This window comes from Dactylosporangium sp. NPDC050688 (assembly GCF_040654515.1).
GTDB lineage: Bacteria > Actinomycetota > Actinomycetes > Mycobacteriales > Micromonosporaceae > Dactylosporangium.
In genome coordinates this window covers 121,828-132,564 of sequence record NZ_JBFAIC010000007.1, presented here as the reverse complement: position 1 = coordinate 132,564, position 10,737 = coordinate 121,828, and the positions used below count along the sequence as shown (strand labels likewise).

11 protein-coding genes are annotated in these 10,737 nt (G+C 74.5%); 5 read left to right on the top strand and 6 right to left on the bottom strand.

Annotated features, from left to right (window positions below; translation table 11 throughout):
- Positions 1 to 144: 144 nt before the first annotated feature.
- Entirely contained in the window at positions 145 to 1,647 is a 1,503-nt protein-coding gene (locus AB0H83_RS09705; RefSeq protein ID WP_360089727.1) for a phenylacetate--CoA ligase family protein, read from the bottom strand.
- Between the two features lie 62 nt (positions 1,648 to 1,709).
- Positions 1,710 to 2,642 carry a GIY-YIG nuclease family protein gene (locus tag AB0H83_RS09700; protein WP_360089724.1) on the bottom strand — a complete coding sequence of 311 codons (933 nt, stop codon included), beginning with the start codon at positions 2,640 to 2,642 and terminating at the stop codon, positions 1,710 to 1,712.
- A gap of 77 nt (positions 2,643 to 2,719) precedes the next feature.
- Between AB0H83_RS09700 and AB0H83_RS09695 the strand changes: the two genes are divergently transcribed.
- A complete protein-coding gene (locus AB0H83_RS09695; RefSeq protein ID WP_360089721.1) occupies positions 2,720 to 3,193 on the top strand; it encodes a molybdenum cofactor biosysynthesis protein in 474 nt (157 codons plus the stop codon).
- Here the strand turns inward: AB0H83_RS09695 and AB0H83_RS09690 are convergent.
- Together AB0H83_RS09690 and AB0H83_RS09685 are read right to left on the bottom strand one after the other, a co-directional pair.
- The gene (locus AB0H83_RS09690) at positions 3,177 to 3,623 is read right to left on the bottom strand and encodes an NUDIX hydrolase (protein ID WP_360089718.1); all 447 of its coding nucleotides are present in this window, start codon (positions 3,621 to 3,623) and stop codon (positions 3,177 to 3,179) included. The two genes, AB0H83_RS09695 and AB0H83_RS09690, sit on opposite strands and share 17 nt — an antisense overlap.
- Positions 3,624 to 3,628: 5 nt before the next feature.
- Positions 3,629 to 3,829, bottom strand: coding sequence for a hypothetical protein (locus AB0H83_RS09685; protein ID WP_360089715.1), 201 nt, complete (start codon positions 3,827 to 3,829; stop codon positions 3,629 to 3,631).
- Between AB0H83_RS09685 and AB0H83_RS09680 the strand changes: the two genes are divergently transcribed.
- Both AB0H83_RS09680 and AB0H83_RS09675 read left to right on the top strand, forming a co-directional pair.
- Positions 3,828 to 5,087 (top strand): D-alanyl-D-alanine carboxypeptidase family protein, encoded by a 1,260-nt coding sequence (locus AB0H83_RS09680; RefSeq protein ID WP_360089712.1) that lies wholly within the window; start codon positions 3,828 to 3,830, stop codon positions 5,085 to 5,087. The genes AB0H83_RS09685 and AB0H83_RS09680 overlap by 2 nt on opposite strands.
- A gap of 10 nt (positions 5,088 to 5,097) precedes the next feature.
- Positions 5,098 to 5,991: an aldo/keto reductase gene (locus AB0H83_RS09675; protein WP_360089709.1), complete on the top strand. Its 894-nt coding sequence runs from the start codon at positions 5,098 to 5,100 to the stop codon at positions 5,989 to 5,991.
- A 24-nt stretch (positions 5,992 to 6,015) separates the two neighbouring features.
- Here AB0H83_RS09675 and AB0H83_RS09670 read toward each other — a convergent pair whose 3' ends face one another.
- Positions 6,016 to 6,903 (bottom strand): pentapeptide repeat-containing protein, encoded by an 888-nt coding sequence (locus AB0H83_RS09670; RefSeq protein WP_360089706.1) that lies wholly within the window; start codon positions 6,901 to 6,903, stop codon positions 6,016 to 6,018.
- A gap of 216 nt (positions 6,904 to 7,119) precedes the next feature.
- Positions 7,120 to 7,695, bottom strand: coding sequence for a TetR/AcrR family transcriptional regulator (locus AB0H83_RS09665; protein WP_360089703.1), 576 nt, complete (start codon positions 7,693 to 7,695; stop codon positions 7,120 to 7,122).
- Positions 7,696 to 7,805: 110 nt separating this feature from the next.
- Here AB0H83_RS09665 and mddA point away from each other — a divergent pair, with 110 nt between their 5' ends.
- Both mddA and AB0H83_RS09655 read left to right on the top strand, forming a co-directional pair.
- Positions 7,806 to 8,537, top strand: a complete 732-nt coding sequence (mddA, locus tag AB0H83_RS09660) for a methanethiol S-methyltransferase (protein WP_360089700.1) — start codon at positions 7,806 to 7,808, stop codon at positions 8,535 to 8,537.
- Positions 8,538 to 8,553: 16 nt separating this feature from the next.
- Complete coding sequence (locus tag AB0H83_RS09655) at positions 8,554 to 10,704, top strand: alpha/beta fold hydrolase (RefSeq protein WP_360089697.1); 2,151 nt, start codon at positions 8,554 to 8,556, stop codon at positions 10,702 to 10,704.
- The last annotated feature ends 33 nt before the right edge of the window (positions 10,705 to 10,737 follow it).

The window sequence follows — 10,737 nt, the reverse complement described above, 5'->3', positions numbered from 1 at the left end:
CGGCCGGCGGTGGACCGGCCGGCGGTGGACCGGCCGGCGGTGGACCGGCCGGCGGTGGACCGGCCGGCGGTGGACCGGCCGGCGGTGGACCGGCCGGCGGTGGACCGGCCCGCGGTGGACCGGCCCGCGGCAGACCGGCGACGCTCAGCGGTCCGGGCGGGTGTAGCGGTGCTTGACCTGCGGCGGGAAGTACTCCGGGTCGCCGGTGGGGCGCAGCTCGACCCGTGGGGTCTGGTACGCGGCCGGCACGTAGTTGGCGAACTCGCTGTTGAGCCGTAGCAGCTCCTCGCGGATCGCGCCGGCCAGCAGGTCGGCCCGGGCCGGGTCATCAGCAGCGGCGCCGGGGGCGAGCTCGGCCACCACCGACAGGTGGCGCTCCTCGTCGTCGCCGGACACGACCTGCAGGACGAACTTGCCCGTCACCCAGTCGCTGACCCCGGCCCGCTCCAGCGCCACCGTCACGTTCTCCGGGTAGATGTTGGCGCCGAAGTACGAGACCGTGAAGAGCGACCGGCCGAACACCCACACGAACGGCAGGCGCGGGGCCGCGGCGGTGTCCAGGCCGGCCGCCGGGTCGAAGCCCAGCTCGCGGCAGAACGCCAGCATCGCGTCGTACGGCAGCAGCCCGCCCTCGTCGGCGATGTGGTAGCGGACCAGCGGGATACCGCCGTCGCCGGTGAACAGCAGGGTGCCGTCGTGCGTCTCGAAGTACCGGGTAGCCGGGTCGTACTGCACGAGCGTCGGCAGCCGCGGGTCACCGAACAGCTCGCGGGCGGCGTCGGGGCGCCCGGCGAGGAAGCGCCGGATCGCGACGCTCAGCGGTGTCTCGGTGCCCAGGACGCCGGCGTCGGCGGTGCCGTACAGCGACACGGAGTCCGCCAGCGGATCGCTCATCCCGGCGCGGGAGCCGACCAGCGTGCGCCACTCCTCGCTGAACACCTCGCCGGCCAGCAGCAGCCGGATGCTGTGCCGCGGCCAGTCCACGCCGCGCTGCCGGCCGGCGTCGACGACGTTCTTCACGAACGGCGGGTAGCCGGCCAGGACCACCTGCTCGAAGTGCGGCCCCAGCTCCTGTACGACGCGCAGGATCTCGTCGAGGTTGTTGCCGGGCGTGGCCACCGTGATCGGGTACCCCTTCGCGGCCAGGTGCCGGCAGGCGGCGGCGGTGTACATGCCGCCGACCCACGAGCCCAGCGCGAAGCAGACCACGACCAGGGTCCGCCGCCGGTCGGCCCGGAAGCTGCCGACCAGCGCCTGCTCGAACCGGCGGGCGACGACCAGCTCGTCCAGCACCGAGCGCGGCCACACCGTCGGCTCCCCGGACGAGCCGGACGACACCGCGACCGTCTCGGCGGCGTCCAGCAGCCCGCCGCGGCAGAGCTGCGGCAGCGGGTACCGGCGGTGATAGGTGGCCTTCGTCAGCAGCGGTACACCCGCGAACGCGTCCGCCGACACCACCGCCGCCGGGTCGACGCCGTGCTCGCGCAGGAACGACCGGTAGGCGGGGACGCTCGCGGCGACCTCGTGGAAGAGGCGCAGCGCACCCTCGGTGCCGCCGTCCGGTCCACCGGCATCCGCCGCGCCGGGCGGCGGCGCGGCGTAGAACTCGTGCAGGCCGGCGAGCACCCGTTGCGCCCGGTCATCCATGATCGACACTCCGTTCCCCCGATACAGATGGTGGTTCAGGCGGCGATTGCAACGACGAAGGTTCAGGCGGCGACGTGGTGCGCGGCGTGCAGCCGGCTCGACAGCTCGGCGCTGCGGTCCGCGAACGCCCGCCAGTGCTGCGGGGTCCGCTCCAGGTACCGCCGCGCGTCGGCCTGCCGGCAGGCCCGCTGCGTCCAGGTGGCCAGCCGCCCGCCCCGCACCTCGAAGCGGACGAGGAGGCCGCCGGCCCAGCCGTACACGTCGCTGTCAGGATCGGTGGGCACGGTCGCCTTCTGCTCCGCGACGAGCCAGTCGATCGCCTCGATCTCCTGCTGGATGCGCTCGGCGAGCTCGAAGGCGAGGCCCGCCGACGCCCGGTCGCGCTGCTCGACGAGCTGCCGCTGCACGGCGTCGACGGCGTCCGGGCGGCGCTGCAGCACCGCGACCGTCGCGGCCAGCAGCGTGTCGCGGTCGGCCGCGTCGACGCCGCGGATGCGGGCCATGTCCCGTGCGGCGCCGGTGAGCCGTTCGTCGGTGTACCCGAGCGGCAGCACCCGGCCCAGTCCGGCGACGGCCAGCCGCGCCTTGGTGCCGCCGAGGTACGGGCCGAAGACGTCGGGCCCGCAGTCGGCGCCGAACGGGCCGTGGTCGACCACCAGCCGGGGCACGCCCCGCCGGTCCACCCGCAGGTAGATCGGGACCTCCAGCCCGCCGCGGACCCGGTTCCAGCGTGGCTTCGAACGCTCCAGCAGGTTGCGCTCCAGCCACGCCGCCTCGTGGACGGAGTCGCAGGCGACCGCCTCGACCTGGACGATCTGCGCGACCATCCTGGACAGGTGGCGCCGGCCGCGCAGGCTCGTCCAGTAGGAGCCGACCCGGTGCCGCAGCTCGGTGGCGCGGCCGATGTAGAGCACCCGGCCGCGTTCGTCGCGGAACCGGTACACGCCGGGCGTGTTCGGCAGGCTCGCCGCCGCCGTTCGAGCGACCGTCGTCACGCCGGCATTCTACGGTCCGCGCCGGTGCGGCAGCGGCTCCAGCCGGCGTGCACCGGGGCGGTGGCAGACTGCTGGGCATGCCGGAGATCGTGCAGCTGCTCGCCTCGCCGTCGCACCGGTACGTCGGGCGCCCCGCCGACGGCCCGCTTCCGGCGCCGCCGGGTGAACTCGTCGACGAGATCCGGATCAGGGCCGGACTGGGCGTCGTCGGCGACCGGTACTTCGGCAAGGAGGCGCACCGGCAGGCCAGCGTGACGATCATCGCGCGCGAGTTGCTGCCCGAGGGCGCAGGGCTGGCCGAGGTCCGGCGCAACATCATGGTGGCCGGCCTCGCGGTCGACGACCTCGCCGGGGCGGTCCTCGCGCTGGACTCCGGCGACGGCCCGGTCCGGCTGCGGGTCCGGCGGGCGGCGCACCCGTGCGCGTGGATGGACGTCACCGTCGGCCCCGGCGCGTGGAAGGCGCTGCGCGGCAAGGGCGGCGTACGGTGCGAGCCGCTGGACGACGGCGTCCTGCGGGTCGGCCCGGTGGCCGTCACCGTGCAGCGCTGAGCTCCCGGCGGATCGCGTCGAAGTGCGGTGACCGCACCAGCTGCCGCCACGGCAGGAAGAGCGGCTCGGGGAGATCGTCGAAGTCGTGCCAGGCGAGGCCGGTGCACTTGTCGGGCTCGAGGACCACCGGCTCGCCGGCGACGTGGTCGCTGAGCATCCAGACGGTGACGTAGTGCCGGCCCTCGCCGGTGAAGACGTCGTTGGTGACGGCGCCGAAGCGGACGTTGCCGATCTGCACGCCGGTCTCCTCGGCGACCTCGCGGACCGCGGTGTCCTCGAACGACTCGCCGAACTCGAGGTGACCGCCGGGCACCGACCACGTGCCGGCGCCGTGCGCGCCACGGCGGCACCCCATGAGGAACCTGCCGCCGCGGAACACGAACACCCCGATCCCGACCCGGACCCCGGCGCCGGCCACGTTGCTGATCACGGCCGTCATGCTACCGGCGGCCGGCTGAGGGTGATCGCGCCATCCGTGCTGAGGTTGGTCGCGCTGTCCGTGCTGAGGTTGGTCGCGCCGTCCGTGCTGAGGTTGGTCGCGCCGTCCGTGCTGAGGTTGGTCGCGCCGTCCGTGCTGGGGGTGGTCGCGCCGTCCGCGGTGCCGGCGGCCGGGGCGGACGTTACGCTCCCCGCCATGGGAGCGACGGAACTGGTGGCGGCGGTGCTGAGCGCGGGACTGCTGGCGTTGCCGGCGCCGGTCGTCAGCCCGTCCGGCGGTGGTGCGGGAGCGGGCCCGTCCGGCGGCGCACCGGCCGTGACGTCGTCCGGCGGCGGTGCGGGAGCGGCGGTGCCGTGCCCGTACACGACGATCCCCACCGTCCCGCCGACGCCGCCGTCACCGGTGCGGGACCCCGCCGCCCCCGTGGTCGGCGGCGGGCAGCTCGGCACGACCGGCCTGGCCGTGGCCACCGGGACCGCGGCGCCGCCCACGCTGTCGGCCATGTCGTGGGTCGTCGCCGACCTCGACAGCGGCGAGGTCCTCGGTGCCTGCGCGCCGCACCTGCGCCGCCGGCCGGCCAGCGTGCAGAAGCTGCTGCTCGCCGCGACCGCCCTGCCGAAGCTCGACCCGGCGCTGGTCGTGGAGGCCACCGCCGAGGACCTCGCGCTGCCCAAGGACAGCTCCGCCGTCGGCATGATCGTCGGTGGTAAGTACCCCGTCTCCACGCTGTGGCTCGGGCTGCTGCTGCAGTCCGGCAACGACACCGCCAACGCCCTGGCCCGGGTGGCCGGCGGCGACGGCGGGGTGGCCGCGACCATCGCCGCGATGAACGCCGAGGCCCGCCGCCTCGGCGCCGACGACACCCACGCCGTCACCCCGTCCGGCCTGGACGCCCCCGACCAGCTGACCAGCGCCTACGACCTGGCCCTCATCGCCCGCGCCGACTTCGCCCGGCCCGACTTCCTCAAGTACGACACCACCCTGACCTTCCAATGGCCGGCGCAGCCGCCGAAGGACCCCAGGGGCTTCCAGATCCAGAACGAGAACAAGCTGCTCACCAGCTACGAGGGCGCCATCGGCGGCAAGACCGGCTTCACCGACGAGGCCCGGCACACGTACGTCGGCGCCGCCCAGCGCGGCGGCCGCCGCCTCGTGGTCACCGTCATGGGCGCCGAGATCGTGCCGGCCCGCGCCTGGAAGCAGGGCACGATGCTGCTCGACTGGGGGTTCGCGCTGCCCGCCGGCACCTCCGTCGGCCACCTCGTCACCCCGGAGGAGGCGGCCGAGCTGCACCGCCAGGCCCCGCCGTCCTCGGCGGCCGCCGCGGCCCCGGCCGCTTCCAGCACCGGCGCCGGGTACTCGATCTGGCCGACCGTGCTCGCGCTCGCCGCGGTCGCCCTCACCGCGGCCGCCGTCGCCGGGTACGGCCTGATCCGCCGTCGCCGGCGCGCCTAGGATCCCGGGTATGGGATTCGACCGGCTGGACCTCGGCGTGCCCGTGCGGCGCGTCGGCCTCGGGCTCGCCGCGGTCGGGCGGCCCGGGTACATCAACCTGGGGCGCGGGCGCGACCTGCCCGAGGACCGGTCGGCCGGCGCGCTGCGGGCGCGCAGCCACGAGCTGCTCGACGCCGCCTACGCCGCCGGGGTGCGCTACGTCGACGTGGCCCGCTCGTACGGGCTGGCGGAGGAGTTCCTCGCCGGCTGGCTCGGGCAGCGCCGGGACGTCGTCGTCGGGTCCAAGTGGGGGTATACCTACACGGCCGGCTGGCGGGTCGACGCGCCGGTGCACGAGACCAAGGACCACGGTGTGGCGACGTTCGACCGGCAGCTCGCCGAGACGCTGGAGCTGTTCGGTGACCGGCTCGACCTGTACCAGATCCACTCCGTGACACCGGAGAGCACCGCACTGACCGACCGGGTGCTGCACCGCCGCCTCGCGGACCTGGCCGCCCGCGGCGTCACCGTCGGGCTGTCCACCAGCGGGCCGCGGCAGGCCGACGCCATCCGCGCCGCGCTGCGCGTCGAGGTCGACGGCGCGCCGCTGTTCCGCACCGTGCAGGCGACCTGGAATCCCCTGGAGCCGTCGGCCGGCCCCGCCCTCGCCGAGGCGCACGCCGACGGCCGCGCCGTCATCGTCAAGGAGTCCCTGGCCAACGGGCGCCTCGCCGACCGGGACGCGGCCGTCATCGCCGCCGCACTGCGCCGGCCGTGGGTGAGCGTCGTGCTGTCCGGCGCCGCGACCACGGCCCAGCTCGCGGCGAACCTGCGGGCGCTGGACGTGCGCGACGAGGCGCCGCTCCCCGAGGCCGAGGCCCCCGAGGTGTACTGGCAGCGCCGCGCCGCACTTACCTGGTCCTGACGGGTCAGCGCGCCGCGCGGGTGGTCAGCGGCGGCTGGAGCCGACCTGGAACGGGGCGGGGTCGTGGCCGCCGAAGCGGGCCGGGCGGTAGCCGCGCACGGCGCCGGACAGGTAGACCAGCAGCGCGCCGATGAGCAGCGGGTAGAGCACGACGATGTACATCAGCGGCAGGAGCATGCCGGCCATGACCCAGAGCATCACGTTGACCACGGCGTAGATCCCCAGGCGGGTCAGGCCGCGGTTGAGGGCCCTGTCGCCGGGGGTGTTGCCGCGGACGACGTCGATGAGGGACTTCACCAGCAGGGCCAGGCCGACGAGGATGGCGATCAGGCTGGCCTGGAACGTACGCGGGTCGAGGACGTCGACCTTGGCGTCGGCGGTGTCGGCCTGGATGGCCTCGGTGAAGACGGTCCGCGCGCCGCGCAGGTCGGCCCGCACGAGGTCGGCCTGGGTGAGCGAGGCGCCGGTGAAGTCGGCGCCGCGCAGGTCCGCGCCGGTCAGGTCGGCCTGGCTGAGGTCGGCTTCGGTGAACGTTGCGTCGCGGGCGTCGGTGGTGTCGAGCTCGGCCTGGGAGAGGTCGGCGCCGTCGAAGTGGGCGCCGCGCAGGTTCGCGCCGGTGAGGGTGGCCTGGACCAGGTCGGCGTTGCGGAACGAGGCGCCGTGCGCATCGACGCCGGACAGGTCCTCCTGGCCGAGGTCGAGGCCGTCCAGCACCGCGTCGTGCAGGTCGGCGCAGGTGAGGTCGGGCAGGCCCTCGAGCGAGGTAATGTGCTGCCCGGCGAGCTGTGCCCGGGTCTCGGGGCACTGGGGAGCGCGGACCGGCTCGGCACCGGCGGGGGTGGCGCCGGTCGTGGTGATCGCGGCAATGATCAGCAGCGCGCCCATGGCGCGGGAGAGGCGGGAGAACGGCACGGCGACAGCATCGACGTTCGTGCCACCGGTTTGTCGCTCTGCGTCAGGATCGCGACACGGTCACCCGCGTCACGTGACGGCTCGCGGACAGCCGCCGCCGCGGCGACGACGCGAAGCGGCAGCCGCCGTCAGCCCGGCCAGACAGCCGGCGAGCACTCCCAGCGCGAGCGGCACCAGGACCAGCGCGGTCACCGGTCAGCCGCCGCTGAGGGACGGTCAGCGCTCCTCGAAATGGCGGATCAGGTCGCCGACGCTGCGCAGCCAGCCGCGGACCCGCGGGACCCATTCCTCGCCGCCGAGCAGGATGACGGCCTCGCCGCCGAGGAACGACAGGCCGATGAGGCCCGCGACGTCGGCCGGGCGCATCGGGCCGAGCGAGCCGAAGCGCTCCTCCGCCTCGGTGGCGACCTGGACCAGCACCACGAACCAGGCCTCCAGCATGGTGGTCACCCGCGCGGCCACCTGCGGGTCGGACCAGCCGGCCGCGATCATCTCCTGCAGTACCCGCACGTAGCCCGAGGCGAGGTCGTCGTCGAGGAAGTCGCACGCCTGCTCGTAGCGCTTCCAGAGCGGCGTGTCCGCGCCGTACATGCGGACCTGGCGCTGCACGAGCTGCTGGTTCTCGTGGTCGAGCAGGGCAAGGATGACGCCCTGCTTGCCGCCGAAGTGGTAGTGGATCTGGCTCAGCGGCACGCCGGCCTGCTCCGCGACCCGGCGGGTGGACAGCGCGGCGTAGCCGTCGGCGAGCAGGCACGCCCGGGCGGCCTCGATGATGCGCACGGCGGTGGTCACCGTCGTCCTCCTTCTGTCGGCTGCCCGATCGGTGCTTGTTCGGTCGGTCGACCGAATGTTAGCGTCCCGAACATCGGTCGGTCGACCGAACAAAGGGAGGTGTGACGCACATGGTTCGCAAGGCGTTCGTCCTCGGCTACGGCGCGGCGGCCTATCTGGCCTTCGTCGTGGCGCTGCTCTACACGATCGGGTTCCTCGCCGGCGTCGGCGTGCCCAAGGGCATCGACGACGGCGCGACCGGCCCGGCGTGGCGGGCCCTCGTCGTCGACGCGGCGCTGCTGACGCTCTTCGCGGCGCAGCACAGCGTCATGGCGCGGCCGTGGTTCAAGCGGTGGTGGACCCGGTTCGTGCCGCCGGCCGTCGAGCGCAGCACGTACGTGCTGGCCTCCACCGCCGCGGTCGTGCTGCTGCTGTGGCAGTGGCAGCCGCTGCCCACCATGCTGTGGTCGGTCGGCCCGGCCTGGGCCCGTGGTGTGCTGTGGGCCCTCTACGTGCTCGGCTGGGTCGTGCTGGTCGTCAGCACGTTCGCCGTCGGGCACTTCGACCTCTTCGGCCTGCGGCAGGTCCTGGACCGGGCGCTCGACCGCCGCTACACGGAGCCCGGTTTCCGGGAGCCGCTGCTGTACCGGCTGGTCCGCCACCCCCTGATGGTCGGCTTCCTGATCGCCTTCTGGGCCGCACCCGACCTCAGCGTGGGCCGGCTGCTCTTCGCCGTGGCCGGCACCGGCTACATCATGGTGGGGGTACGGCTGGAGGAGCACGACCTGCGGGCGCAGCTCGGCGAGCCGTACGAGGACTACCTGCGGCGGGTCCCGCGCTTCGTGCCCCGCCCGGTGCGCTGACGGGAGGGCGGGGACGATGCGGGCGCGGCAGGCGGACGCCGAGGGCTTCGTCGAGCACGACGGCGTGAAGATCCACTACGAGGTGCACGGGGACGGCGGCCCCACCATCCTGCTGCTGCCGACGTGGACCCTCGTCCACAAGCGGATCTGGAAGCTGCAGCTGCCGTACCTCGCCCGGCACTTCCGGGTCGTCACCTACGACGGACCCGGCAACGGCCGCTCCGACCGGCCGCGCACCCCGCCGGCCTACGGGCAGGCGGCCCAGGTCGCCTACGCCCTGGCCGTGCTCGACGCGACCGGCACCGACCGCGCCGTGCTCGTCGCGCTGTCGCGCGCGGTCAACTGGGCGCTCGAGCTCGCCGCCGAGCAACCCTCCCGGGTGCACGGCACGGTCGCGATCGGCGCCTCGATCGCGCTCACCCCGCCGAGCCAGGCCCGGGCCGCCTCCGGCGGGCTCGACGACCGGCCCGCACCGGACCTGCCGCCGTCCGCGGTGCCACGGCTGGGCACCGACCCGGCGGACCACTGGCGCAAGTACAACCGCCGCTACTGGCACGCCCACCACGAGGACTTCGCCTGGTTCTTCATGGGCCAGTGCTTCAGCGAGCCGCACTCGACGAAGCAGGTCGAGGACGGCGTGCGCTGGGCCCTGGAGACCACCGGCGCCGTCCTGGACGTCGAGAGCCAGGCCGACCGGCCAGACCGGGAGACGCTCGAGTCATGGTGCGCCCGGCTGACCGGCCCGGTACTCATCCTGCACGGCAGCGCCGACCGGGTCGTGCCGCAGGCGCGCAGCGAGGCGCTCGCCGAGCTCACCGGCGGCGAGCTGGTCGTCATCGACGGCGGCGGGCACATCCCGATCGCCCGCGACCCGGTCCAGGTCAACCTGCTGGTGCGCGGGTTCGCCGAGCGGTTCCGCCCGCCCTCTCCGGCGCGCCGGGTGTGGCGCCGCTGGCAGTCCGGGCCGCCGCGGGTGCTCTACCTGTCCTCCCCGATCGGCCTCGGGCACGCCCGCCGCGACCTCGCCATCGCCGCGCGGCTGCGCGAGCTGCGGCCCGGCGTCCAGATCGACTGGCTCACCCAGGACCCCGTCACCCGCATGCTCGCCGGCGCGGGCGAGCGGGTCCACCCCGCGAGCCGGCTGCTGGCCAACGAGTCCGCGCACGTGGAGAGCGAGTCCGGCGAGCACGACCTGCACTGTTTCGAGGCGCTGCGCCGCATGGACGAGATCCTCGTCGCCAACTTCATGGTCTTCCACGACCTGCTCACGCACGAGCGCTACGACCTCGTCGTCGGTGACGAGGCCTGGGACGTCGACCACTTCCTGCACGAGAACCCCGAGCTGAAGCGGTCCGCGTACGCCTGGCTCACCGACTTCGTCGGCTTCCTGCCGATGCCGGACGGCGGGGAGCGGGAGGCACTGGTCGCCGCGGACTACAACGCCGAGATGATCGGCCACATCGCCCGGTACCCGCGGCTGCGCGACAGGTCGATCTTCGTCGGCGACCCGGACGACGTGGTGGACGAGCGGTTCGGCCCCGGCCTGCCCCGCATCCGCGACTGGACCGCGGAGCACTACGACTTCGCCGGGTACGTGACCGGCGACGCGACCACCACCGACGCCGGCGCGCGGGAGGCGCTGCGCGCGGCGCTCGGGTACCGCGACGACGAGCGCGTCTGTGTCGTCACCGTCGGCGGGTCGGGCGTCGGCGGCCACCTGCTCCGGCTGGTCGCCGCCGCGTTTCCCGAGGCCGCTCGGCGGGTCCCCGGCCTGCGGATGATCCTGGTCGCGGGGCCCCGCATCGACCCGTCGACGGTGCGCGCCCCCGCGGGCCTGGAGGTCCTGCCGTTCGTGCCGTCGCTGGACCGGCACCTCGCCGCGTGCGACCTCGCCGTGGTGCAGGGCGGCCTGACCACCTGCATGGAGCTGACCGCGGCCGGCCGCCCCTTCATCTACGTGCCGCTGCGCAACCACTTCGAGCAGCAGTTCCACGTCACCCACCGGCTGCGCCGGCACGGCGCCGGCCGCCGGATGGACTACGACACCCTGACCCCCGACGCGCTCGCCACGGCGATCGTCGAGGAGATCGGCCGCCCGGTCGCCTACCGCCCGGTGCCCGCCGACGGCGCCGCCCGCGCCGCCGGGATGCTCGCCGAGCTGTTCTGAAACGGGGCGATTTGATCAGGCGATTTGGTCAGG

Coding starts and splice junctions, on each gene's coding strand:
- AB0H83_RS09705 (WP_360089727.1), bottom strand. CDS start 1,647: ATGGATGACCGGGCGCAACGGGTGCTCGCCGGCCTGCACGAGTTCTAC.
- AB0H83_RS09695 (WP_360089721.1), top strand. CDS start 2,720: ATGCCGGAGATCGTGCAGCTGCTCGCCTCGCCGTCGCACCGGTACGTC.
- AB0H83_RS09680 (WP_360089712.1), top strand. CDS start 3,828: ATGGGAGCGACGGAACTGGTGGCGGCGGTGCTGAGCGCGGGACTGCTG.
- AB0H83_RS09685 (WP_360089715.1), bottom strand. CDS start 3,829: ATGGCGGGGAGCGTAACGTCCGCCCCGGCCGCCGGCACCGCGGACGGC.
- AB0H83_RS09675 (WP_360089709.1), top strand. CDS start 5,098: ATGGGATTCGACCGGCTGGACCTCGGCGTGCCCGTGCGGCGCGTCGGC.
- mddA (WP_360089700.1), top strand. CDS start 7,806: ATGGTTCGCAAGGCGTTCGTCCTCGGCTACGGCGCGGCGGCCTATCTG.
- AB0H83_RS09655 (WP_360089697.1), top strand. CDS start 8,554: ATGCGGGCGCGGCAGGCGGACGCCGAGGGCTTCGTCGAGCACGACGGC.